The organism is Synechococcus sp. L2F, from assembly GCF_024345695.1.
Taxonomy (GTDB): Bacteria; Cyanobacteriota; Cyanobacteriia; order PCC-6307; family Cyanobiaceae; genus MW101C3.
This window is the reverse complement of the sequence record NZ_JAGQBP010000005.1, coordinates 157,385-180,527: the sequence shown is the minus strand read 5'-3', so window position 1 is coordinate 180,527 and position 23,143 is coordinate 157,385. Positions and strand designations below refer to the sequence as shown.

At 69.2% G+C, this 23,143-nt stretch carries 25 protein-coding genes; 10 read left to right on the top strand and 15 right to left on the bottom strand.

Features of this window, described 5'->3' with window-relative positions:
• Positions 1-25: 25 nt before the first annotated feature.
• From tsf to KBZ19_RS13325, 8 genes are all read right to left on the bottom strand, one after another.
• A complete protein-coding gene (gene tsf / locus KBZ19_RS13360; RefSeq protein ID WP_094513118.1) occupies positions 26-688 on the bottom strand; it encodes a translation elongation factor Ts in 663 nt (220 codons plus the stop codon).
• A 62-nt stretch (positions 689-750) separates the two neighbouring features.
• The gene (gene rpsB, locus KBZ19_RS13355) at positions 751-1,464 is read right to left on the bottom strand and encodes a 30S ribosomal protein S2 (protein WP_094513119.1); all 714 of its coding nucleotides are present in this window, start codon (positions 1,462-1,464) and stop codon (positions 751-753) included.
• A gap of 143 nt (positions 1,465-1,607) precedes the next feature.
• A complete protein-coding gene (locus KBZ19_RS13350; protein ID WP_094513120.1) occupies positions 1,608-2,540 on the bottom strand; it encodes a glycosyltransferase family 2 protein in 933 nt (310 codons plus the stop codon).
• Between the two features lie 113 nt (positions 2,541-2,653).
• Complete coding sequence (locus tag KBZ19_RS13345; RefSeq protein WP_011129965.1) at positions 2,654-2,809, bottom strand: hypothetical protein; 156 nt, start codon at positions 2,807-2,809, stop codon at positions 2,654-2,656.
• A 222-nt stretch (positions 2,810-3,031) separates the two neighbouring features.
• Positions 3,032-3,727, bottom strand: coding sequence for a DevA family ABC transporter ATP-binding protein (locus KBZ19_RS13340; RefSeq protein WP_255101319.1), 696 nt, complete (start codon positions 3,725-3,727; stop codon positions 3,032-3,034).
• Positions 3,728-3,813: 86 nt separating this feature from the next.
• Entirely contained in the window at positions 3,814-4,998 is a 1,185-nt protein-coding gene (gene devC, locus KBZ19_RS13335) for an ABC transporter permease DevC (protein WP_255101273.1), read from the bottom strand.
• Between the two features lie 16 nt (positions 4,999-5,014).
• Positions 5,015-5,980 carry an HlyD family efflux transporter periplasmic adaptor subunit gene (locus tag KBZ19_RS13330; RefSeq protein ID WP_255101272.1) on the bottom strand — a complete coding sequence of 322 codons (966 nt, stop codon included), beginning with the start codon at positions 5,978-5,980 and terminating at the stop codon, positions 5,015-5,017.
• Positions 5,923-6,666: a phycocyanobilin:ferredoxin oxidoreductase gene (locus KBZ19_RS13325; RefSeq protein ID WP_255101271.1), complete on the bottom strand. Its 744-nt coding sequence runs from the start codon at positions 6,664-6,666 to the stop codon at positions 5,923-5,925. The genes KBZ19_RS13330 and KBZ19_RS13325 overlap by 58 nt, the downstream gene beginning before the upstream one ends.
• A gap of 52 nt (positions 6,667-6,718) precedes the next feature.
• Here KBZ19_RS13325 and KBZ19_RS13320 point away from each other — a divergent pair, with 52 nt between their 5' ends.
• On the top strand, positions 6,719-8,062 hold the full coding sequence (locus KBZ19_RS13320; protein WP_255101270.1) for a pitrilysin family protein: 1,344 nt from the start codon (positions 6,719-6,721) through the stop codon (positions 8,060-8,062).
• Complete coding sequence (locus tag KBZ19_RS13315) at positions 8,059-9,402, top strand: pitrilysin family protein (protein ID WP_255101269.1); 1,344 nt, start codon at positions 8,059-8,061, stop codon at positions 9,400-9,402. The genes KBZ19_RS13320 and KBZ19_RS13315 overlap by 4 nt, the downstream gene beginning before the upstream one ends.
• Here the strand turns inward: KBZ19_RS13315 and KBZ19_RS13310 are convergent.
• Entirely contained in the window at positions 9,348-9,611 is a 264-nt protein-coding gene (locus KBZ19_RS13310) for an NAD(P)H dehydrogenase assembly family protein (RefSeq protein WP_255101268.1), read from the bottom strand. The genes KBZ19_RS13315 and KBZ19_RS13310 overlap by 55 nt on opposite strands.
• Before the next feature lie 61 nt (positions 9,612-9,672).
• Here KBZ19_RS13310 and KBZ19_RS13305 point away from each other — a divergent pair, with 61 nt between their 5' ends.
• From KBZ19_RS13305 to KBZ19_RS13290, 4 genes are read left to right on the top strand one after another with little or no spacing between them, the layout of a single operon-like run.
• Positions 9,673-10,248 carry a biotin transporter BioY gene (locus KBZ19_RS13305; protein WP_094513125.1) on the top strand — a complete coding sequence of 192 codons (576 nt, stop codon included), beginning with the start codon at positions 9,673-9,675 and terminating at the stop codon, positions 10,246-10,248.
• A 13-nt stretch (positions 10,249-10,261) separates the two neighbouring features.
• Positions 10,262-10,738 carry a signal peptidase II gene (lspA, locus tag KBZ19_RS13300; protein WP_255101267.1) on the top strand — a complete coding sequence of 159 codons (477 nt, stop codon included), beginning with the start codon at positions 10,262-10,264 and terminating at the stop codon, positions 10,736-10,738.
• A complete protein-coding gene (locus KBZ19_RS13295) occupies positions 10,722-12,905 on the top strand; it encodes a transglycosylase domain-containing protein (protein WP_399220312.1) in 2,184 nt (727 codons plus the stop codon). Before lspA ends, KBZ19_RS13295 begins: the two co-directional genes overlap by 17 nt.
• Positions 12,905-14,494 carry a YcjF family protein gene (locus KBZ19_RS13290; protein WP_255101266.1) on the top strand — a complete coding sequence of 530 codons (1,590 nt, stop codon included), beginning with the start codon at positions 12,905-12,907 and terminating at the stop codon, positions 14,492-14,494. The genes KBZ19_RS13295 and KBZ19_RS13290 overlap by 1 nt, the downstream gene beginning before the upstream one ends.
• Positions 14,495-14,574: 80 nt before the next feature.
• Here KBZ19_RS13290 and KBZ19_RS13285 read toward each other — a convergent pair whose 3' ends face one another.
• Positions 14,575-16,047, bottom strand: a complete 1,473-nt coding sequence (locus tag KBZ19_RS13285; protein ID WP_399220310.1) for a pyridoxal phosphate-dependent decarboxylase family protein — start codon at positions 16,045-16,047, stop codon at positions 14,575-14,577.
• A gap of 68 nt (positions 16,048-16,115) precedes the next feature.
• On the opposite strand from KBZ19_RS13285, the gene KBZ19_RS13280 reads away from it, so the two are divergent.
• Positions 16,116-16,646, top strand: a complete 531-nt coding sequence (locus tag KBZ19_RS13280) for a nucleoside deaminase (protein ID WP_399220308.1) — start codon at positions 16,116-16,118, stop codon at positions 16,644-16,646.
• Here KBZ19_RS13280 and KBZ19_RS13275 read toward each other — a convergent pair.
• Positions 16,576-17,745: an alanine--glyoxylate aminotransferase family protein gene (locus tag KBZ19_RS13275; RefSeq protein WP_255101264.1), complete on the bottom strand. Its 1,170-nt coding sequence runs from the start codon at positions 17,743-17,745 to the stop codon at positions 16,576-16,578. The genes KBZ19_RS13280 and KBZ19_RS13275 overlap by 71 nt on opposite strands.
• 109 nt (positions 17,746-17,854) lie before the next feature.
• The gene (locus KBZ19_RS13270; RefSeq protein ID WP_255101263.1) at positions 17,855-18,373 is read right to left on the bottom strand and encodes an allophycocyanin subunit beta; all 519 of its coding nucleotides are present in this window, start codon (positions 18,371-18,373) and stop codon (positions 17,855-17,857) included.
• A gap of 200 nt (positions 18,374-18,573) precedes the next feature.
• Here KBZ19_RS13270 and KBZ19_RS13265 point away from each other — a divergent pair, with 200 nt between their 5' ends.
• Together KBZ19_RS13265 and KBZ19_RS13260 are read left to right on the top strand one after the other, a co-directional pair.
• Positions 18,574-19,857, top strand: a complete 1,284-nt coding sequence (locus KBZ19_RS13265) for a hypothetical protein (protein ID WP_255101262.1) — start codon at positions 18,574-18,576, stop codon at positions 19,855-19,857.
• A 108-nt stretch (positions 19,858-19,965) separates the two neighbouring features.
• Entirely contained in the window at positions 19,966-21,042 is a 1,077-nt protein-coding gene (locus KBZ19_RS13260; RefSeq protein WP_094513476.1) for a class I SAM-dependent methyltransferase, read from the top strand.
• 9 nt (positions 21,043-21,051) lie between these two features.
• Here the strand turns inward: KBZ19_RS13260 and KBZ19_RS13255 are convergent, their stop codons facing one another.
• Entirely contained in the window at positions 21,052-21,339 is a 288-nt protein-coding gene (locus tag KBZ19_RS13255) for a hypothetical protein (RefSeq protein ID WP_255101261.1), read from the bottom strand.
• Positions 21,340-21,348: 9 nt separating this feature from the next.
• On the opposite strand from KBZ19_RS13255, the gene KBZ19_RS13250 reads away from it, so the two are divergent.
• On the top strand, positions 21,349-21,762 hold the full coding sequence (locus KBZ19_RS13250; protein ID WP_255101260.1) for a DUF6439 family protein: 414 nt from the start codon (positions 21,349-21,351) through the stop codon (positions 21,760-21,762).
• Between the two features lie 86 nt (positions 21,763-21,848).
• Here the strand turns inward: KBZ19_RS13250 and KBZ19_RS13245 are convergent, their stop codons facing one another.
• Both KBZ19_RS13245 and KBZ19_RS13240 read right to left on the bottom strand, forming a co-directional pair.
• The gene (locus KBZ19_RS13245) at positions 21,849-22,268 is read right to left on the bottom strand and encodes an ATP-binding protein (protein WP_255101259.1); all 420 of its coding nucleotides are present in this window, start codon (positions 22,266-22,268) and stop codon (positions 21,849-21,851) included.
• 28 nt (positions 22,269-22,296) lie between these two features.
• Positions 22,297-23,046 (bottom strand): GUN4 domain-containing protein, encoded by a 750-nt coding sequence (locus KBZ19_RS13240; protein ID WP_255101258.1) that lies wholly within the window; start codon positions 23,044-23,046, stop codon positions 22,297-22,299.
• Positions 23,047-23,143: the final 97 nt, after the last annotated feature.

Below are 23,143 nucleotides of genomic sequence, written 5' to 3'. Positions count from 1 at the left end.
GAGAGGAGGACTCCGGCGGAGCCGCTCAAGCGCTCGGGCCGCTCATGGCCGCCACTTCAGCGGCGAAATCGCTGGCTTCGACTTGGATGCCCTCACCCAGGGTGTAACGGGTGAAGCGCCGCACCTGGATGTTTTCACCGACCTGACCGGCCACCTGCTTCACCAGTTCGGCCAGAGTGATCGCGCTGTCCTTGATGAAGGGTTGCTCCAGCAGCGCGAGCTCTTTGAGCCGCTTGCCGATGCGTCCCTCGACGATCTTCTCCTTCATCTTGTCGGGCTTGCCGGCAAGATCATCGCGGCCCATTTCGATGCTTTTCTCGCGCTCGACGATTTCCGGGGGGATCTCCTCGGTGCTCACGTATTCGGCGTTGGGGCAGGCGGCGATCTGCATCGCCACGTTGCGCAGCAGCTCCTGGAACACATCACCGCGGGCGACGAAGTCGGTTTCGCAGTTGAGTTCAAGCAGCACACCGACGCGAGCGCCGGTGTGGATGTAGCTGCCGATCGCCCCTTCCGCTGCTGTACGGCCGGCTTTCTTCTCCGCAGTGGCAATGCCCTTCTGGCGCAGCCATTCGGCGGCCTTGGTCATGTCACCGGCGTTTTCGGCCAGTGCCTTCTTGCAGTTCATCATCCCTGCGCCGGTTTTTTCGCGCAGTTCCTTGACGAGCTTTGCTGAAATCTCAGCCATGACAGAAACGGAGGGGGAGAAGGGAGAGAGAGTGAAGAGGCTGAGGGAGGCGGAGGAGGGCCTCAGCCCTCATCGTCGTCGCGGGGTTCCTGGGCACCATGGCGACCTTCGTTGATCGCATCGGCCAGGCGGCCCAGCACCAGCTGCACGGAACGCACGGCGTCGTCGTTGCAGGGGATCGGCACGTCGGCCAGGTCGGGGTCGCAGTTGGTGTCAAGCATCGACACCAGGGGAATGTCGAGTTTGCGGCACTCCAGAACGGCGTTGGTTTCGCGGCGCTGGTCCACCAGCACAACCACATCCGGCAGGCGGCGCATGTTCTTCAGACCACCCAGATACTTCTGCAGCCGCTCCAGCTCGCGCCGCAGCACAGCCGCTTCCTTCTTCGGCCGCATGGCGATGGCGCCGGAAGACTCCATCCGCTCCAGATCCTTGAGGCGATCGATGCGAGCGCGCATCGTGCTCCAGTTGGTGAGCATGCCGCCCAGCCAGCGCTGGTTCACGTAGGCGGCGCCGCAGCGGGCAGCCTCCTGGGCAATCACTTCGGAGGCTTGTTTCTTGGTGCCCACGAACAGGAACCGCTTGCCAGCGCGCGAGGCGCTGCGGGTCCATTTGTAGGCGTTGTTCATGCAGACGGCGGTCTGCACGAGATCGATGATGTGGACCCCGTTGCGCGCGCAATAGATGTAGCGCGACATCTTGGGATTCCAGCGGCGGGTTTGGTGCCCGAAGTGGGCACCCGCCTCCATCATTTCGGAGAGGGTTACGACAGCCATGGGTGGGGAGGGTTTCGGGTTCGCCTCCACCTGCCTGGGTTCAGCACGAAGCGACTCGAGAAAGAGGCGCCCTTGATCGTGTGAACACCCGAAACGGACAGGTGTGCGGTTTGTGGGGACCACTCAAATTACCAAACGGGCCTTCAGCGCAGCCCTGCGGCCCTTGCTTCCCGGTAAAGAGCCCGCACGCCAAGCCGGTTGAGTGGCAGCCGCAGCAGCTCCATCGCCAGCCCCGGCTGGCCGCGGCGGATCAACCAGGCCAGCAGGGGCCGCAGCGTGCGTTCGTTGACCAGCCCGCCCAGGGTGAGCACCTCCCACAGCAGCCGGTGCAACCAGGTGAACTGGATGATGAAGCGCACCCTGCGGGTGGGGTGCTTCCGGTAGAACACCAGGCCCATGCGCGCCCGTTCCTGCTCGATGCGCACCAGATCGGGCAGTTGTTCCAGGCGCAGGGCCGGATGCCAGTGATACCCCGCCGCTTCAGGGCAGCGCACCAGCTCCACCCCGAGCTGCCTTAGCCGTTCGCCCAGTTCGAGGTCTTCCCAGCCGTAGAGCCGGAAGCCGGTATCGAACAGGCCGGCCTGCTCCAGCAGTGCCCGGTCGATCGCCACATTGCCGGTGGCGAAGTAGGCCCACGAGAGATCGCTGAGCTTGTGGGGTTCGCTGCGCGGGTCCTCGAAGTTGGAGGTGTTGATCACCGCGCCGTAGGTGAAGCAACGGCGGTGGCCGTGCCGCTCCCAGTAGGCGACCAGGGCCTCGGCATGGGCCAGCAGGAAGCCGTCATTCACCACCAGATCGCTGTCGATGAACACGATCACATCGCCGCGGGCATGGGCGACGCCCCGATTGCGCCCTTCCGCCGGACCGCCATGGTCCTGTTCCACCAGCCGCACGTGGGGGAAGCGGCCGGCCTCCTGGCGCAGCCAGGCGGGGGTGTCATCGGTGGAGCCATCGTCGACCACCACCACTTCGTAGGCCTCGATCGGGGCTCCGAGCCGCTGCTGCTCCAGCGCGGTGAGTGCCTTCTCGAGGATGGGCCGGCGGTTGTAGGTGGGAATGACGACGCTGAGAAACATGCGCCTGAAACGAAGGGAGGACGGGGGAAGCCGGAGGGGAGGGCGAATCGAGAGGCAAAAAAAGGGACCCCGCAGGATCCCTTTCCATTGATCAAGGGGCGTGGCGCGACGGCTCAGTCGGCGGCGCCACCGTTGTTGGCGGTGCCGGTGACACCGTTGCCGGCACCTTCACCGCGACCGTCGTTGCGGAGCTTGCGCTTCTTGAATTTGCGGGCGTAGGAGCGGTTACGTTCCTGCTTTTCCTTTTTGAGGTTCCGGCGTTTCGCCATGGACGACCTGGGTACGGGAGATCGTTCACTCTAGCCAATGGGTTCCGAGCGGCTTCAGCGCGAGCCGCCATGGGTTCCCTTTCGCACTGCCCTGGATCGCTGACGTTTCAGACGGCCCAGTTTCACTGCGGCAGCTCAGCTGAAGCTCATGGCAGCAGTTCACCGCCGCAGCTCACAGCTGTAGTCAGCTGCTCCGCTGGAGCGCAGCTTCCGGGCCGCCCCTCAGTGCGCTGTCGCAGCGATCGCCAGTGGCGCGGACGACAGGCGACCGTCTTCCATTTTCACGAGCCGGTCGGCTACATCAAGGATGCGCGGATCGTGGGTGACCATCAAAACGGCGCACTGTTGCTCGCGCGCCAGGCGCTTCAGCAGTTCCACCACCTCGCGGCCGCTCTGGCTGTCGAGGGCGGCGGTGGGTTCATCCGCCAGCAGCAGGCGTGGATGGGTGGCCAGGGCCCGGGCGATCGCCACCCGCTGCTTCTGACCGCCCGAGAGGTCGTGGGGCAACTTGCCCAGGTGATCGCCGAGCCCCACGGCCCGCAGCCATTCGCGGGCCTGGTCGCGGCGGGCGCGGTAGCCCAGCCCCGGCAGCAGATCCGCCCCCATCTGCACGTTCTGCTCGGCCGTCAGGCAACGCAACAGGTTGTGGCCCTGAAAAATCATGCCGATGCGGCGCCGCAATCGCTGTCGCTCGCCGCGGCCACTGTTCTCCAAGGCCTGGCCCAGCACACGCACGTGGCCCTCCTGCACCTGGCGCAGCGCCCCCACCAGCGTGAGCAGCGTGGTTTTCCCGCATCCCGACGGGCCGGTGAGCAGCACCACTTCGCCCGGGTCGATGCGCAGACCCACGTTCTGGATCACCTGCCGGCGCATCGTTCCCTTGCCATAGGAATGGCAGAGGCCGCTGATCTCCACCATGGCCGAGGCGTTGGCGCTGGCATCGGCTCTGCCGTAGTCGGCTGGGCTCGTGACGGTGCGGGTGACAGGGGACATCGGCGCAGGGCTCAGAAGATTTCGGCAGGATCGGCATCGCCGAGCTTGCGCATGGCCAGGGCTGCGGAGCCCATGCACATCACCAGGATCAGGCCGAAGATCAACAGGGAGCGGCTGGCTTCCATCCCCACCGGCAAGCGCGTGGCGGAGCGCACCAGGTGGTAAAGGCCGGTGCCGGCGGCGTAGGCCGGCACATAGCCGAGCACGGCCAGCAGGATGCCCTCCCGGGCCACCACCCCCAGCAGGGTCACCAGCGGGTAGCCCATCGCCATCAAGGTGGCGTACTCGGGCAGGTGGTCGCTGACGTCGCTGTAGAGGATCTGGTACACGATCACGCAGCCCACCACGAAGCCCATGGCGGCACCGAGCGTGAAGATGAACCCGATCGCGGTGCTGGTGCGCCAGTAGTCCTTCTCGGCTTCCTCGAACTCCTGCTTGGTGAACACCGTCACGTCGGCGGGCAGCCGCTCCCGCAACCGCTGTTGCACCACCTCTGGGGAAGCGCCGGGCCGAAGGCGGATCAGGCCCAGTTCGATCGCCCCCGGCGGGGTGTTGGGTTTGAGCCGCAGCAGAGTTTCGGTGCTGGTGATCAGGTTGCCGTCGGCGCCGAAGGAGGGGCCCAGGGCCACCAGGCCTGCCACCCGCACCCGTTTGCCATCCACCTCTGTTTCCACCGTCTTCCCTTCGCGGAACCACGGACCCACCGGTCCGAACTCCGGCCTTGAGGCCTCATCGAACAGCACCCTGTCGCGCTGGGTGAGCAGCTTCGCCTTGGCTGCCAGGCCCGGGTCGGTGAACAGGGGATCGTTCGGCTCGAAGCCAAGCGCCAGGATCTGACGGGTGGCGAGCGTTTCAGGGTTGCGCCACAGCAGGAAGCTCCAGTGCACCGGGGTGATCCCCTGCACCGCAGGGTCACCGAGGGCCTGCACGAGCCGGCGGCGCGGAAAGCTCGACATGCTGATCGAGCTCATCGTGCGCGGGCTCATCAGCACCAGGTCGGCGTCGAACAGCCGGTGGATTGTGATGCTGGCGTCGAACAGGCCGTCGCGGAAGCCCAGCTGCATGAACATCAGGATGCCCGCGAAGCTGATCCCCGCCAGCGCCACCAGGAGCCGCATGGGCTGACGGGTGAGCAGCAGCCAGGCCAGGGGGATGCGCCGGGCGGCCCAGAGATCCCCGAGCAAGGGGACGCGCATCACGGCAGGCTCCGGCTCATGGGTCGAAGCGGGTGATCGTCTTGGTTCCGGTGAGGTTGCGCACCTTCGCGGTATCGGCCGGATCCAGCGCGAGCCGCACCTCCACCACCCGCGCGTCGGCATCGCCGGTGGGATCGGTGGCGAGCACCTCCCGCTGCTGCACCTGCGGACTGATCCGGATCACGCGGGCGCGCAGGCTGCCATCGAAGCCGCCGTTCTCGCTGCTGATGCTGGCGGTCTGGCCGAGCTTCACCCGGCGGATGTCGCTCTCGTACACCTCGGCCACCACTTCCATGCGGTCGCTGGCGCCGATCTGGAGGATGCCCTTGTCGCCGGGCCGCTCGCCCGCCCGGGCTTCGACGTTCAGAACGGTGCCGCTGATCGGAGCACGCAACTCACTGTTCACCAGATCGGTTTCGGTGCGTGCGATCTGATCAAGGGCTTCACGCAGGTTGCCCTGCAGCTCCAGCAGCGTGAGTTCGCGCGTTTCCAGTTCGGAGGCGGCGACGGCGCCATTGCGGGCGAGCTGGCGGTAGCGGTTCACTTCACGCTCCAGCACGGCGACCCTGCGGTTCAAGTTGGCGATGCGGCTGCGCTCCAGGCTGCGCCGGGCCAGCAGCGAAGGGCGATTGTCGAAGCGCGCCAGCAACTGCCCCGCCGCCACGCTGTCGCCCTCCTGCACCAGCAGCTCGGAGATGCGGGGGCTGCCGCCCATCTCCGACATCGGTGCCGCCAGATTGCGGATGTCACCGGCCGGTTCGAGCCGGCCCAGCGCCGAAATGGCATCCACCACGGCAGGCCGGCTGCTGGCGACGGGTGCCGGCGTGGGTGCCGGCTTCGGGCGGAACTGCCAGGCCACCGCAGCCACGCCCGCCACCACGAGCGCCGCGATCGCGAGGCGCAGGGCGCGGGGACGGCCGGGAGTCAGGGAAGCTCCGGCGGATCGTCGAACAGAAGCTCCTCGATGTACCGGTCGGCCCACGCTGGGCTGAAGGCCTTCTCCAGCACCCGTCGCGTCTTGTCGTTTCGTTTCTGTTGCTGGCAATACGACAGCTGACCGTGATACCGGGCAACCGTAGCTGGATCGTCCCAGGATTGAAAGTGGGCGGCCTGGGCTGCGGCCGAGAGCACCGCCAGAAAGCCCTGCACTTCTTCAATGAACCAGCCCTCCTCCTGGGCGGTTACCGGGCGCACGAACCGCACGTAGGGCGAGAAGATCGTGCCCCAGGGCGGCAGCTCCCGTGGCTGGCTGAAGGGGTGCACCGGCAGGGCCGCCAGGGCCCCGGCGATGCCCTCCGGCAGCGCACCGCGGGTGGGGGAGAGATCGGCGATCGCGGCGGACACCCCCGCCGGCCCGGCCACGATGTCGGCGCCGAACACCGGCAGATCGGCGCGGGGATCAGGGAAGTAGACGCAGTGAAGGATCTGCAGGCCGGCCCCCAGCCGGGCGGTTTCCAGATGCAGCTTGCGCAGACCGCGGCAGCGGCGCAGCTCGTTGTGGATGAACAGCCGCTCGCCATCGAGGCTGCCGCTGATCGCCTCCAGGTCGTCGGCGATCGCCAGCGGCTCCAGCTCTGGCAACGCCTGCCAGCTGCTGCGGATCGCTGCCGCCAGCGTGTCCACCAAGGGGTGCACCCCGCCGGTGGCTGGGATCGTGGCGCTCGCCAATGCAGCCTCAGCCAGCAGAATGCTGATCTTCCCACGGCCAGGATCTGAACCGTTGAGCTCCCTGCCTGCCCTGCATGAGGCCCTGCCGACGCCCCAGGCCTTCCATCTCCAGAACGGCGTTCCGGTGGTGAGTGTGCGGCAGGAGCAGGCGCCGGTGGTCTGCCTGGATTTCTGGTGCCGCGCCGGCAGCGCCAGCGAGCAGGCGGCCGAATCCGGCCTGGCCCACTTCCTCGAGCACATGGTGTTCAAGGGCAGCGAAACCCTTGCCCCTGGAGCGTTCGATCAGCGCATCGAGGCGCTCGGCGGCAGCAGCAATGCCGCCACCGGCTTCGATGACGTTCACTACCACGTGCTGATTCCACCGCCGGCGGCGGCGGAAGCCCTCGATCTGCTGCTGGATCTGGTGCTGCACCCGCGCCTGGAGGCCTCCGATTTCGACATGGAGCGTCAGGTGGTGCTCGAAGAACTCGCCCAGAGCGAAGACCAGCCGGAGGACGTGGCCTTCCAGCGGCTGCTGGCGCTGGCCTGCCCAGGTCATGCCTACGGACTGGCGATTCTCGGTGAGCGCGAGGCCCTCACCCGCCACAACCCCGAGCGCATGGCTGCCTTCCACCGGCGCGGCTACCGGCCCAGCGCCTGCAGCCTGGCGGTGGCCGGTGCCCTCGATGGCCTGGATCTCGAGGCCATGGTGGCGGGCAGCGCCCTGGCCGACCTGGCTGATCCTGCAGGCCTCTCCGCCAGTGCCGGACCCGGCGAGCCCCCTGCTACCACCACACCAGCCACCCCATCGGCCCCTGCTTCTGCGCCCTCGGCCGCTCCTGCCCCAGTCCTCGCGCTGCAGCCCGGCCGCCACACCCTCCGGCTCCCTCGCCTGGAGGCGGCCCGTCTGCTGATGGTGTGGCAACTGCCCGCCGCTGCCGATCTGGAGGCCACGGCCGGCGCTGACCTGCTCACCACCCTGCTGGCGGAGGGACGCCGCAGCCGTCTGGTGCAGCGGTTGCGGGAGGATCTGCGCTTGGTGGAAAGTGTTGACCTCGATCTCAACGTGCTCGAGGCCGGCAGCCTGGCCCTGCTCGAAGCCGTCTGCGAACCCGATCAGGCGGAGGCTGTGGAGGCGGAGATCGGCAAGGTCTGGCAGGAGCTCAGCGCCACGCCCCCCAGCACCAGCGAGTGGGAGCGGGCCCAGCGGCTGGTGGCGAACGGCTATCGCTTTGGTCTGGAGGCGGCTTCGCCGGTGGCGGGGCTGATCGGCAACCAGAGCCTCTGGGGGCGGCTGGAGCCACTGCAGGAGCCGCTCGAACGGCTGCGGCTCTGGACGCCGCAACGGCTGCACGCTGAGATCCTGCCCCTGTTCGCCCCTGAGCGCGCCTGCCGTGTGCTGGCCCTGCCCGCATGAGCATTCCTCCCATCCCCCCCCTGCCGGCGCCTGACACCTTCACCCTGAGCAGCGGCTGTCCGGTCTGGGTGAGCCGGCGCCCTGGCCCGGCGATCCTGTCGGCGCGCCTTTGGATCAGGGGCGGCAGCGCTGCCGACCCGCCCGGTCAGCGGGGTCGCGCCCAGCTGCTGGCCGGCCTGCTCACCCGCGGCTGCGGAAACCTCAGTGGCGAGGCGATTGCCGATCTGGTGGAGGGCCTCGGCGATGAACTGCGCTGCGAAGCCAGCGAAGACGCCCTGGTGATCAGCCTCAAGTGCGCCACGGCCGATGCCTCTGCCGTGCTGCCGCTGCTGCACACCATGGTGCGCAGCCCGTGGCTGGCGCCGGATCAGCTCAGCCTTGAGCGGCAGCTCAACCTGCAGACCCTCGCCCGCCAGCGGGAAGATCCGTTCCAGCAGGCCCACGATCTGTTGCGCCGCCAGCTCTACGGCCAGGGGGGCTACGGCCATGACCCCCTGGGTGTGGACGATGAGCTCGCCGCCGTGGAGCGGCCCCGGTTAGCGCAGGCCGCCGCCGGGCTCGGCTCGCAGGGGGCGGTGCTGGTGATGGCGGGCCAACCGCCCGAGGCGGTGAGGGATCTGCTGGAGGTGGCGGATGAGGGTCAGGAACCCTCTCCCTGGACCACCTTTGCGCCGCAGCCCGGCGCCGGCCCCGCAGGCTGCGGCGGCCCTGAGCTGGTGACGGTGGAGCAGGACACCGAGCAGCTGGTGCTGATGCTCGGAGCCGCCACGGTGCCCCTGGCCGATCCCCGCTCCCTGGCTCTGCGCCTGCTGCAGTGCCATCTCGGTGTGGGCATGTCCAGCCGGCTGTTCGTGGCCCTGCGCGAAGAGCACGGCCTTGCCTACGACGTGGGTGTGCACCTGCCGGCTCGCCGCGGGGCCGCCCCGTTCGTCTGCCACCTCTCCAGTTCAGCCGAGCGGGCGGCGCTGGCCACCACCGAGCTGCTGAACGAATGGCAGCGGCTGCTGGATCAACCCCTCACCCTCCCGGAGTGGCAGCTCGCCCTCGCGAAGTTCCGCGGTTCCGCTGCGGTTGGCCGCCAGACTGGTGGCCAGGTGGCCGATCGCCAGGCGCTGGTGCTCGGCCATGGCCTGCCCTGGTCCTACGCCGATGAGGCGGTGGTCCGCGCCGAAGCGCTCACCCCCCACGCTCTGCAGCAAGTGGCGCGCAGTTTGCTGGCAGCCCCCAGCCTCAGCCTGTGCGGTCCAGCTGGCGCCCTCGCCATGGCGGAACGGGCCTGGGCCGCTCACCCGTTGGGGCGTTCGGCAGGGGGGTCCGTTTCAGCGGCGGCGCAGAGCTGATCGGGCTCCAGCAGAAAGGTGCCACGCCGAAAGCGCACGGCCAGCTGTCCCAGTGCTCTGAGGCTCACCACCTGACCCACCTCTCCGCTGTCCACCAGATCGGGCGGTCGCAGCATCGGCATCGGGTCGGCGGTCTTGAGATAGGCCGGCCGCTCGCCCAGCTGCACCAGGGCACCGACGGCATAGGCAGGGAATGGCGGTTCGTCCATTGGCAAGGCTGTGCAGCTGCCCCCCACTACAGCAGGATGGAGCCAACCAGATCTCCCTTGCTTGCGGGCCTTAGCCAACTGCAGCGGCGCCATCGTCGGACTTCTGCTGATCATCAGCGGCGGCCTGATCCGTGTCGCCGTTGCCATGCCCTTCGTGGATGGGGGTTACGCCCTGCGCGAACTGCCGGTCACCGCACAGGTGCCGGCCCTGTTGCTCACTGCCCTGGTGTGCGGCCCACGGCCGGCCCTGCTGGCGGCGGTGGCCTACCTGAGCCTTGGCCTGCTGGTGCTGCCGGTGTTCCACACCGGTGGCGGCATGGCCTACCTGCTCGATCCGGGCTTCGGCTTTCTGGCCGGTTTCATCCCGGCCGCCTGGCTGAGCGGCCGCCTGGCCAGCCAGCCCGGCATGGGCGAACTGCTGCGCCTGATGGGGGCGGCGCTGTTCGGCCTGGGGGTGATCCAGCTGTGCGGCCTCGCCTACCTGCTGCTCGGTGGACTGGTGGGCCGCTGGGGAGGGGGCCTGGGCGATCTGCTGCTCGCCTACAGCCTCGGTCCGCTGCTGCCCCAGCTGATGCTCTGCTGCGCCGTGGCGGTGCTGGCCGTGCCGCTGCGCCGGCTGCTGCTGGTCAGCTCGTGAACGGGGGGCCGTCATGAGCCTCGCCGGCCATCGCCGCCGCGCCGCCTGGATCACCGCCCTGGTGGTGCTGGTGCTCGATCAGGCCAGCAAGGCCTGGGCCCTGTCGGCCCTCTCCGGCACCTCCAGCAGCCCTTTGCTGCCCGGTCTGCTGCGCCTGCGCCTCGTCTTCAACACCGGCGCCGCCTTCAGCCTGTTCACCGGCTCCACCAAGGCGCTGGCGCTGGTGAGCCTGGTGGTAGCGATCGGCCTGGGGGTGTGGATCCAGCGCCAGAGCAGCCTGCGCCGCTGGCAGTGGCTGGGGGTGGGGGCGCTGTTGGGTGGCGCGCTCGGGAATGGCCTCGACCGCTGGCGGCTCGGCTGGGTGGTGGATTTTCTCGAACTGGTGCCGGTGCGCTTTCCGGTGTTCAACCTGGCGGATGTGGCGATCAACGTGGCCGTGATCTGCCTGGCGCTCGACCTGCTGGAGGAGAGCCGTGGTCGCGGGACTTGAGCGCCTGAAGCAGCGCCTGGCGCAGCCGCCCGAAGCGGGAGGCGCTGTGCTGGAGGTGTTCCTCCCCGGTCAGCCCTCACGCCGGTTGGCGCTCTACGGCGGCCTCTATCGCATCGGCCGCGATAACCGCCTGGAGGTCGGCATCGACCATCCGGCGGTGAGCAAGCAGCACGCGTTGCTGGAGCAGGTGGGCGGTGACTGGCTGATCCGCGATGACAACTCCACCAACGGCCTCTATTGGCGCGGCAGCCGGGTGACTGCACTGCTCCTGCGGGACGGCGACGTGGTGCGGCTCGGCCCGCCCTCGGAGCCGGGGTTGCCAGAACTGGTGTTCCAGCGGCGACCCATGCCCCGGCTGCTGCGCCTGGCCCGGGCCGGCACCTTGGCATTGGCGGGCGCTGCCGGGGCCGGCCTGCTGCTGCTGGGTCTGTCAGTGCTGCAGTTGCCGCTGCGCGGCAGCCTGGCGCCGGTGCGGGGCCCGCTGGCCCTCTACGACCGCGCCAACCGGCCCCTGCAATCAGCCGATTCGCGCGAACACCGCGAGAACAAGAACCTCTCCGATTTCCCGCCGGTGCTGCGGGATGCGCTGCTGGCCAGTGAGGACAGCCGCTTCTGGTGGCATCCGGGGGTGGATCCGATCGGCACCGGTCGCGCCCTGGTCACCAACCTGCTGGGCGGGCGCGTGCTGGAGGGGGGCAGCACACTCACCCAGCAGCTGGCCCGCAGCCTCTACCCCGATCAGGTGGGACAGGGCGAGACCCTGGCCCGCAAGTGGCGCGAGCTGCTGGTGGCGCTGCAGCTGGAAGCCCGATTCAGCAAGAGCGAGCTGCTGCTCAGCTACCTCAACCGGGTGTATCTGGGCGTGGGCTGGGGCTTCGAGGATGCCGCCCGCAGCTACTTCGGCAAACCCACCGCCAGGCTCGATCTGGATGAAGCGGCCCTGCTGGTGGGTCTGCTCCCTTCGCCGAACGGCCACGATCCCTGCTCCAATCCCCAGGCGGCGCTGGACGCGCGCAATGCCGTGCTCGCCAAGATGGCCGACACGGGAAAGATCAGCGCTGATCAGGCCCGCCAGGCCCGCCGCCGGCCGATTCAGCTCGGCCCCAAGGCCTGCCGGAGTGGCCAGGGACGCCCGGCGCCCTTCTACACCGATCAGGTGCGCGCTGATCTGGAAACCCTGGTGGGTGCGGAGGTGGCCGTGGAGGGCAACTTCCTGGTGGAGACCCACTTTGATCCGGCGTTGCAGCAGGTGGTGGAGCGCCAGCTGCGGCGGGCCCTGGCCCGCGGCGGCGCCTCGGAAGGGGCGGTGGTGGTGCTCGACAGCCGCAGCGGCGGGATGCTGGCGATCGCCGGCGGCCGCGATTACCGCCGCAGCCAGTTCAACCGGGCCAGCATGGCCCTCAGGCAGCCCGGCAGCACCTTCAAGCTGTTCACCTACGTGGCGGCGCTGGAGCGTGGTGCCAAGCCCGGCGATGGCATCGACTGCGGCCCGCTCACCTGGGCGGGGCAATCCTTCGCCAGCACCTGCCGCGGCGCGATCAGCCAGCGGCAGGCCTTCGCGATGAGCAGCAACACCGCCGCGCTGCGGCTGGCCCGCCGCGTCGGGCTGGAGGCGGTCGAGCAGACGGCCCGAGACCTCGGCATCACCTCGCCGCTGCATGCCGTTCCCGGGCTGGCCCTTGGCCAGAGTGAGGTGGTGCTGACCGAGCTCACCGCCGCTTACGCGGCTGTGGTCAACGACGGGGTGTGGCATGCGCCCAGCACCATCCGCCGCCTCACCGATGCCGAAACCTGTGCCGGCCTCGACAGCGCCCGCTGTCGCGAGCAGCGGGCCCGTACTGCCAGAAGCGTGAGCCCGGGGCGGCAAGTGGTCAAACCCCAGACGGCCAAGGCCATGCAAGGGATGATGCGCGCGGTGGTGCGTTCCGGCACCGGCACTGCCGCCTACCTGGGTGGCAACGAGGGTGGCAAGACCGGCACCACCAACGAGGCGCGTGACCTGGTGTTCGTGGGCTTCGAACCGCGCCGGCACATGGTGATGGGCATCTGGCTCGGCAACGACGACAACCGCCCCACCGGTGGCTCCAGCGCCCAGGCCGCTGCCCTCTGGGGCGACATCATGCGGGCGGCGCCCAGCGGCACCCCAGCCGCCGTCGCCCGGCGCTGATGCCCCGCTTCCACCTCTGGATCTGGCTGGCGGTGGCGCTGGCCGCCGTCGTGGCGGCCTCCGTGCTGATCCAGGCCGTCAACAATCTGCTCTGGCAACTCAGCTACCTGCTGCCGGCCTGGCTGGTGGGCCCGGTCACCCTGCTGTTGCTCGGTGGTGGTGTGCTGCTGGTGGCCCGCTTTGCCGGCCCCTGGCTGCTGGCCTGGCGCCGCCGCCCCCCGCCGGCAGCGCCGCCACCGCCGGCCGTGGCGCCCGGCAACCGCCAGGAGGCGGCCGAACGGCAGCTGCAGGCGATCGATCAGGTGCTCGAACGGGTCCGGGACGACGTGGCGCGCGTGGCGTTGCGGCAGGAGCGGGAACGGGTGGAGGCGGAGCTGGCCCGTGGTGATCTCGAGCTGGTGGTGTTCGGCACCGGCTCCACCGGCAAGACCTCCCTGATCCGTGCCCTGCTGGATGAAGTGGTGGGGGAGGTGGGTGCCGCGATGGGCTCCACCGGCGACTGCCGCGTCTACCGCCTGCGGCTCAAGGGACTGCGCCGCGGTCTGCGGCTGGTGGACACCCCCGGCATTCTGGAAGCAGGCAGTGATGGCCGCCAACGGGAGATCACGGCGCGGGAACGGGCCGCCCGCGCCGATCTGCTGCTCTTCGTGGTCGACGGCGACCTGCGCGCCGCTGAACTGGAGGTGTTCGAGGCGCTCGCCAGCCTCGGCAAGCGCCTGTTGCTGGTGCTCAACAAGTGCGATCTGCGCGGCCAGGAGGAGGAGCGCCGCCTGCTTGAGCTGCTGCGCCGCCGCTGTTCCGGCCGCCTCGCCGACGAGGACGTGCTGCCTGCCAGCACCGCCCCCCAGTCGGTACCGCTGCCCGGGGGCCGCCCGCACCAGCCGCTGCCGGAGATCGATGCCCTGCTGCGACGGATCGCCACCGTGCTGCATCAGGACGGTGAGGAGCTGCTGGCGGACAACATCCTGTTGCAGAGCCGCCGGCTGAGCGAGGCCAGCCGGGCCCTGCTCAGCGCCCAGCGCCGCAGCGACGGCGAACGCATCGTGGATCGCTACATGTGGATCGGTGCCGGGGTGCTCGTGGTTACGCCCCTGCCCGTGGTGGATCTGCTTGGTACCGCGGCGGTGAACGCCCAGATGGTGGTGGAGCTGGGCAAGGTCTATGGCGTCACCCTCACGCGGGAGGCCGGCCAGGATCTGGCCCTGTCGGTGGGGCGCACGCTGGCCGGTCTTGGCGTGATCAAGGGCGGGCTGGCCCTGATCGGCTCCGCCCTCACCCTCAACCTGCCGGCGCTGATTGTGAGCAAGGCAGTGCAGGGGGTGAGTGCGGCCTGGTTCACCCGCATTGCCGGTCAGAGCTTTCTCACCTACTTCGAGCAGGGGCAGGACTGGGGTGATGGCGGCATGCAGGAGGTGGTGCGCCGCCTCTACGACCTCAACCGCCGCGAGGGGGCCCTCAAGGACTTCCTGCAGGCGGCCTTCAACCGGGTGGTGGAGCCGTTGCAGCGGCGGAAGGACCCCCAGCTGCCGCCACGCCCAGGGCCTCGGGGGGAGGGGGAAGCAGGGGGCCGCGGGCGTCGAGCACCGTGATCAGCCCGAGGTAGAGCACCCCGATCAGAATCGAGATCGCCCCGGTGAGGATGGCCACCCAGCGGCCGCGCTTGTCGGAATCAGCCATGGGTAGGCACCAGCAGCGCGGAAGGCACGGGCAGCGAGCGGGCCACCACGGCGGCCAGCCGCTCCAGATGTTCGCCCTGGGTGTGGGGGTTGCCCAGCACCGCTTTGAGGTGATGGTGGCCCTGATGCAGCGGCCGGGACAGCATCAACTCCTCCGCCAGCAGCGCCGCACGGCACTGCTGCGACCACTGGGCGCAGGCCTGGGCATCGGCGCCGCTGGGCCGGAAGGCCAGCAGGTGCAACGGGCCACCCACCAGGCTGAGGGCCCCGGCCGGGGCCGCGGCGTGCAGCAGCTGCTCCAGCCGCTGGCGGCGGGCGATCGCCTCGCCCACCAGCTGGTCGATCCCCTCGAGCCCGAGCTGACGCAGGCCAAGCCAGAGCTTGAGGATCTCAGCGCTGCGGCTTCCCTGTAGCCCGCACTCGCCGCCATGGGCGCCTCCCCAGCTGGGTTCCATGTAGGGAAGCCCGGTGCCGAAGGTCTGATGCAGGGCGTCGGGCTCGGCCAGCAGCAGCAGCGAAGAGGTTTTGGTGATCCCAAGCAGCTTCTGGGGGTTCAACGTGACCGAATCGGCCCGGCCCAGCCCTGCGACACCCCCGCAGTGCACGGTGCTGAGGCCGAGCACGCCACCGATCGCCCCGTCCACGTGCAGCCAGAGGCCATGGCGCTGGCACAGCTCGGCCAGGGGCTCCAGCGGATCCACGGCGCCGCGCACCGTGGTGCCGGCGGTGGCCACCACGGCCAGCACGGGCCGGCCGGCCCGCTGCAGGTCAGTGAGCGCCTGCTCCAGCCGCTGCGGATCCAGCCGCCCCTCTGCATCGGTGGGCAGCCGCAGCAAGGCCTCAGGCGGCAGTCCCATCACCAGCACCGCCTTGTCGAGCGATACATGGGCGTCGGTGCTGGTCAGCACCACCACGTCTGGGCGGTGCTGCAGGCCGCGGCTCTGGCGCGCCGTGACCAGCGCCATCAGGTTGCTGAGGCTGCCGCCGCTGGCTGGGATGCCGCCAGCGGCGTCTCCCAGCCCGATGCGACGGGCCAGCCAGCCGCACAGGCCCCGCTCCAGGCGGCTGAGTGAGGGGGACAGCTCTTCGGAGAGCAGGTTGTTGTTCAGACCGGCGCAGACCAGATCCCCCACCAGCGAAGCGGTGAGCGGCGGCGGATCGAGGTGGGCCAGGGCGCCGGGGTGGTTGGGGTTGTAGGCCCCGTCCATCAGCACCTGCAGGTCGGCCAGCAGCGTGGTGCCATCCAGGCCGTGGCGGCGGGGCTCCAGTTCCGGCAACAGGCTCAGCCCTGGCAGCGGCGGGCGGCTGGTGGCTGTGCCCAGCCACTGGCAGAGCTGCTGCACCGCCCCGTTGAGAAACGCTTCCAGCAGCGGATCGGCCTGCCCTGGCGCTGCGAACGGCAACGGCTCAAGCGCCTGGTGCAGGTGTGGCGTGACGGCCAACGGCGGTGCAGGAAGGGGCTTCATTCTCCCTTGCCGTCCCTCAGCATGGAGGCACTGACACGCTGGGTGCCCGACCCGGCCACCGCTGCGCTGTGCTGAGCCCTCCGCCCGTTCCTGCCGCCCAGCAGCGCCTGTGGATGGAGCGGTTGCTGCGCCAGGCCCGCCGCGCCGGTGACAGGGGAGAGATCCCTGTGGCGGCGGTGGTGCTGGATGGGGAAGGGCGCTGCCTCGGCTGGGGCAGCAACCGCCGGCAGCTGGATCAGGATCCACTCGGCCATGCCGAGCTGGTGGCGTTGAGCCAGGCTGCGGCCATGCGTGGCAGCTGGCGTTTCAACGACTGCAGCTTGATCGTGACGCTCGAACCCTGCCCGATGTGCGCTGGCGCCCTGGTGCAGGCCCGTATGGGGCGGGTGCTGTTCGCCGCCGGAGATGCCAAACGCGGAGGGTTGGGTGGCAGCGTGGACCTGGCCCGGCACCCGAGCGCTCACCACCGCATGGAGGTGGAGGGTGGCTTGCTGGAGGTGCAGGCCAACCTGCTCCTGGCGGATTGGTTCAGGCAGCGGCGACAGCGACGGCCGTGCGGCCCGACTGGAACGCCGGCAGCTCCGTCTCCAGCAGATTGAGCAGCAGATCGACGTTTTCGGCGCGGCTGTTGTAGCCCATCAGGCCGATGCGCCACACCGAGCCGGCCAGCGCGCCGAGCCCGCCGCCCACTTCGATGCCGTGGCGGTTGAGCAGATGGAGGCTGAAGGCCTTTCCATCCACACCCTCGGGAATGCGCACCGTGGTGAGCGTGGGCAGGCGCAGGGGCTGTGGCACAAGCAGCTCAAGGCCGAGCCGCTCCAGGCCGCTCCAGAGGCGCTCGGCGTTGCTGCGATGGCGGGCCCAGGCGTGCTCCAGGCCTTCCTCCGCCAGCAGGCGCAACGCTTCGCGCATGCCGAAGTTCATGTTCACCGGCGCCGTGTGGTGGTACACCCGGTTGCTACCCCAGTACTGGTTGAGCAGTGACACATCCAGGTACCAGTTGGGCACCTTGCCGCTGCGGGCAGCCAGTTTGGCTTCAGCCCGAGGGCCCATGGTGAAGGGACCAAGGCCGGGAGGGCAGCTCAACCCTTTCTGGCTGCAGCTGTAGGCGAGATCCACTCCCCAGGCGTCGAGATGAACCGGAACGGCGCCGAGCGATGTGACCGTATCGAGCAGCAGCAGGCAGTCGTGTTGGCGGCAGAGATCGCCGATGCCTTCCATCGGCTGGCACACACCGGTGGAGGTTTCGGCATGAACAAGCGCCAGGATCTTCGGCTTGTGGAGCGCCATCGCCGCTTCGAGCTCTTCGAGGCTGAAGGCTTCCCCCCAGGGGCGCTCGATCGTGACCACCTCAGCGCGGTAGCGCTGGGCCATGTCGACGAGCCGCAGGCCGAAATAGCCCTTCACGGCCACGAGAACCTTGTCACCCGGTTCGATGGTGTTGGCCAGGGTGGCTTCCATGGCGGCACTGCCGGTGCCGCTCATCGGGATGGTGAGGCGGTTGTCGGTCTGCCAGGCGTAACGCAGCAGTTCCTGCACCTCGCCCATCAGCTCGATGTAGATCGGATCGAGGTGACCGATCGGTGTGCGTGCCAGCGCAGCCAGCACCGTGGGATGGGCATTCGACGGCCCTGGGCCCAGCAGCAGGCGATCGGGGGTGGCGATCGGTTCCAGGGGGAGCCGATGACGATCGTTCACCGGGAGATCGGAAGACTGTGTGACCAAGGCCAGCAGGGCGTCGAAGAAGTGGGTTGCAGCCTACCCAGAGGCCAGAGCTGGCCCTGGGCAGACACGGCTTGGAGCGGATTCAGCGGCAGCGCACGTCGAGCGCAGACAGGCCACGGGCCATGTGATCGAAGGGGACCCGCACGAGCGGAGCCGGATCAAAACCGGCTTCGGCCAGCCGCTCCATCACCACATCGGCCAGCAGCATGATGCTGCGCACCGTGGGGCCCGTGGGAACTCCCAGGCTCTTGTAGGTGTCGTCGAGACCGTTCAACACCCGCTCGTTGAGAATCGTGGCGTCGTCGGCGATCAGGGCGTAGCTGGCGTAGCGCAGGAAATAGTCCATGTCCCGCAGGCAGGCCGCCAGGCGCCGGGTGGTGTAGGCATTGCCGCCGGGCAGCAGCAGCTCGGGATCCTGCTCGAACAGGCGCCGGCTGGCTTCCCGCACGATGTCGGTGGCTCCCTGGTTGATGATTTCCACAGCCATGAGCCGTTGTTCGCCTTCCGCCAGGTAGGCGGAGATGCGATCGATCGCGTTCCGATCGAAATAGCGCCCCAGCTGGTCATACCGGCCGATCAGACCGGTGATGGCATCGCGCATGACGTTGAAATCGACGCACCTGGGCTGGAAGCTAGCACTGTGAAATGCCCAGAACCCTGTCCAGCTGAGGGATCTGCCGAATCTGACAGAAACGGTTACGCAGGCCGTTCGGCCTGTTTGGGTCCCGCCGGCGCCACGGGGGCCGGGGTCATGCTGGTCTGCTGGTTCCCACTTGCGCTCCTCTTCCTTCCCCTTCGCCCATGGCTCTGACCGTCGATGACGTCCTGCGCCGGCTGCGCGATCAGGCGATTGAACGGGTCGATCTCGGCCTCTGCGACCTGTCCGGCCGCTGGCATCACCTCACCGTGGCCGCCGAGCTGATCCAGCCGTCCAGTTTCAGCGAAGGTGTGTCCGTTGCAGGCCTGCCCGCCGCTGGCTTCGGCGGGGAGTCGCTCGCGGCAGGGGATCTGCCGGAAGCGGCGGTGGTGCTCGATGCCGCCAGTGCCTGGCGTGATCCGTTCCTCCCCACCGCACCGCTCAGCCTGTTCGGCTGGATGCGCTGCCGCTCCGATGGCCATCCCGGCTGCGCCCGCTCGCTGGCCAGCCGCGCCACCGAGGCGCTGGCCAGCTCTGGCCTGGCGGACACGGCCCTGTTCCAGGTGGCTCCGCATCTGCTGCTGCGTGGCGCCGGTGACCGCTCCGCCGGCCGCATCCCCCTGGGGGAGCACGGACAGGCAGCAGCGTTGCCGGAGCGGTCGCTGGCCTTCCGCAGCGAACTGCTCTCGCTGCTGGGCACGCCTGCCCCCCTGCAGGCCGCGGAGCTGCTTCCCGCTGCCGATGGCCTGATGCGGCTCGGCTACACCGCCCATCATCTGGCCGCCTGTTGCGGGCTGTCAGCGGCCCTGGTGGCGGCAGAGCGGCCGGCGGAGGCGGCCGGCTGCCTGCCGGTGAGCCAGAGCCTTCGCAAGGCCCGCCTGCCGTTGTTCTACGGCGAAGGCACCCGCGCCGATCTCTCCCAGACGGCCCGCTGGTACATCGGTGGGCTGTTGCTGCATGCCCCGGCCCTGCTTGCCCTCACCGGCACCGGTGCGTCGATCGATGGCGGTTGGGGGGGCGCAGGCAGCGCTGCGCCACTGCGCCGGGCCTACGCGCCAGGGGTTGGCAGCACCGTGGTAGGTCTGCCGGTGGCCCGGCCCACGCCGGCCAGCCAGCGACTGGCGTTCGTGGCCATTGAGGCCGCTGCCAATCCCTACGTCTCCTGGAGCGCCCTGCTGCTGGCGGGCCTCGATGGCATCCGCCGCCAGATCGATCCCGGCGGGATCCAGGTGCTCGATCCCTCCCATCCGCCGGCGGAGGCCCAGCCAGACCCGTTCCCGCCGCTGCCCACGCACCCGCTCGCCGCGCTGGAGGCTCTGGCCACGGACCATGCCTTCCTGCTGGAGGGTGACGTGCTCAGCAGTGCCTGGATTGCCTTCTGGATCGAGCGACAGCGGCGGCGACTGCCGCTGGCCCCACCTCAAGGGGAGCCGTTCCGGTCGGTCTGAGCCCGCGATCGGACCGGTTTCGCCGGAAGATTCGGGCGCGTGGGGCTCGCGACCTCCGCGGCGATCCGCTGGAATGAAGCCGATGTGAAGGGATGTTCCCGCGCCGCCATGCCCGATGCCGTGAGCAAGCTCGCGTACCAGACCCTCCAGCAAGGCAAGAGCTTGGTGGGAGTGGCGCACAAGGAGCTGAGCACCCGTCTGGGGCAGCTGCTGGCCGCCGACGGGGGCCCGAAGACCGTACCGGTGCCACCGGAGATGCTCAACCAGCTGCGCGCCTCCATGGACCGCTTGCTGGAACTCGACTGGCAGGAAGCGGAGCGGGGGGTGTATCCCGCCTCGCTGTTGTTCGATGCCCCCTGGCTTGACTGGGCCACCCGCTACCCCTTGGTCTGGCTCGACCTGCCCAACATCTGGAGCCGGCGCAGCCAGCGCAATGTCCGCGACCTGCCTCGGGATGTGGAGCCGGAGAACTACCCCGGCTATTACCTGCAGAACTTCCACCACCAGACCGACGGCTACCTGAGCGACCACTCCGCCGCGCTCTACGACCTGCAGGTGGAGATCCTGTTCAACGGCACCGCCGATCCGATGCGTCGCCGTCTGCTGGCGCCGCTTCAGCGGGGCCTGCGGGCCTTCGCCGATCGTCGTCCGGGTCAGCTGCGGGTGCTTGATGTGGCCGCCGGCACGGGCCGCACCCTGCGCCAGCTGCGCGGGGCCCTGCCCGGGGTGCAGCTGGTGGGCCTCGACCTCTCGGCCGCCTATCTCCGTGAAGCCAACCGCTGCCTGAGCCAGCTGCCGGGTGAGCTGCCCCAGCTGGTGCAGGGCAATGCTGAGGCCCTTCCGTTCGCCGATGGCTCCTTCCAGGCCGTCACCTGCGTGTTCCTGCTCCATGAACTTCCCGCCGAGGCGCGGCAGAACGTGATCAACGCCTGCTTCAAGGTGCTCGAGCCAGGTGGGGTCCTACTGCTGGCCGACTCGATCCAGCTGGCCGACTCGCCCCAGTTCTCTGCAGCGATGGAGAACTTCCGCCGTGTGTTCCACGAGCCCTATTACCGCGATTACGTGGGCGACGACATCGAGGCCCGGCTGCAACAGGCCGGTTTCGAGGCGGTCACGGCCCAGACGCATTTCATGACCCGGGTCTGGTGCGCCACACGCCCTCGCGAGGCAGCGGTGACGGCCTGAGACGGCTGCTCAGCGCTTCAACCACAGTGCCAGCAGCATTCCGGCTCCCCCCCAGCGCAGGGCTTTCCACACCACTTCCTCCGGCCAGTTGGAGGTGCGCAGGGCCTTGGGCAGCGGGTCGAGCAGGCGTTGGCCCAGTTCAAGCCGCTGGCGCAGGCGCCGGGCGCCGCTGCTGTTGTCGTCCGGCTTGAGCCGCTCGGCCCGGGCGGCCACTGCCAGCATGCGTGAGAGGCTGTGCAGCCATCCCCCCGCCTGGCGACTGGAGGGACGGCTGCGAGGGGTCAAACCGCTTGTCATGCCGCCAGGATGGATCCCTCCCCTTGGTTTCGTCCAGTGCCGATGCCCTCCGGCAGCTCTGCCCTCTCCACCGGCCCCTCCACCGGCACCGGCACCAACCCCGCCACCAGCACAGAGCCCTCCTCCGGCACTGGCCCCGCAACCGGATGGCCGCCGGGCAGCCGTGAGCTGGCCGAGCAGCTGCAGCGTCTGCTGGTGATCGATGGCCGCGACTGGCATGCGCACAAGAGCCAGAAGCCCAGGCGCGCGGCCGAGCAGATCACCTCGGCGCTGGTGCATCTGCTCAGCGAGGCCAGTCCGGCCCACCGCCGCGACCCTGTCGCCCATGCGGAGGCGATCGCCTTGCTGGAGCACGGCCTGGGCTGGCTGAAAGGGGAGCGAAGCGACCCCGGCTGCCCGAGCCATGGGCACGGCTCCCGGTAGGGATCATCCGGTCGTGTTGATCCGGCAGCGATCCGCAGGCAGTGATCCTCAGGTCGTGGGCACCAACCAAGGATCCTGCTGAGCACTCAGCCCCGTTCGGGCCGGATCTGCACCGCCAGCTGCAGGCGGTTGCCCCGGTCGCTCCAGCGCACGTCGTCGAAGCAGTGGTGGATGAGGAAGAAACCACGGCCGCAGCAGGAGCCGGGTTCCTCCGGCAGGGCGCTGGTGCGCCGCGCTGTCGGCACGCCCGTGCCTTCGTCCTGGATCTGCCAGATCATCCAGCGCGGGGTCTGGATGCGACGGATGCGCAGGCACTTGCCCGGATCGCCGCCGTTGCCATGGCGGACGGCGTTCACCAAGGCTTCCTGCAAGCCGAGCTGAAGCTGGGCCAGGTTGTGGGCCCTGCGCATCGGCTCCAACAGCAGCTCCAGGAGCGGCGCCAGTTGCAGGGTGGAAGGGGTGATGAAATCGGTCCAGCGCAGGGATGGGACCAATGGCCGGGGCATCGACTCCGCTTTCCGCTCTGGCTTGACCCTAACGCCGTGCGCCGTTGCCCTCAGCGACACCCTTCACGCGCTGTTGCAGCGCCGGATGGCTGAGCAGCGCATCCATCAGCCGCACGCCCCGGAGCTGGTTGATCAGGGGCATATGCCCATCCGGTGCCTCCAGCGACCAGGTGAAAGCCTTGGGGTAGCGGGTCCAGAGGCCCTCCTCCTTCCAGCCGAGCTTGGGCCACAACCGCTCCCAGCGGCCGCCGCAGGCCTGCAGCAGGCGCCCCTGTACGGAGAAGCCGAAGCGTCCGCGCGAGTAGCAGAGCCAGAGCCGGTCGAGGGTCTGCAGATCGATGCCGCTGATCGGTGGCACCTCGCTGAAATAGACGTACCCGCGGGCCTCGGCGGCGGGCCCGGCCAGCTGGCGCAGGATCGAGCTCGTGCAGCGATCGGCCAGCTCGAAGGCCTGCTCGCTCAGGGCCGCCTGCAGAGGCTGGTAGTCGATGCCGCTGCCGGTAGGGGTTTCCAGCCACCCCTGGGGGTACCGGCCGCGGAAATCGGCAGCCAGGGGGTCGGTCTCGCTCAACAGCCAGTGGATCAAGGCGCCCGGCACCCAGTCGTCGCCGCTGGCATCAAGCCCCGCTAAGCGATCGATCAGCAGAGGGCGCAGCTCGGTGCGACGTGCCTCCAGCTGGGCCAGCAGGCTGCGCTGCTGCCGTGGGGAAGCGCTGAGGAACCGCTCCAGCAGCTGATCGGCTGTGACCGTGGCAGAGGCGGGTGGTCCGGAAAGCATGGCGTTCAGCCAGCCAGAGCAGGGCCAGCGTGTTGCCCACTATGTCAGCCGAGCCCTACGGGTCGGAGACGACGCACCGTGAAGCGCCGATCCGGCT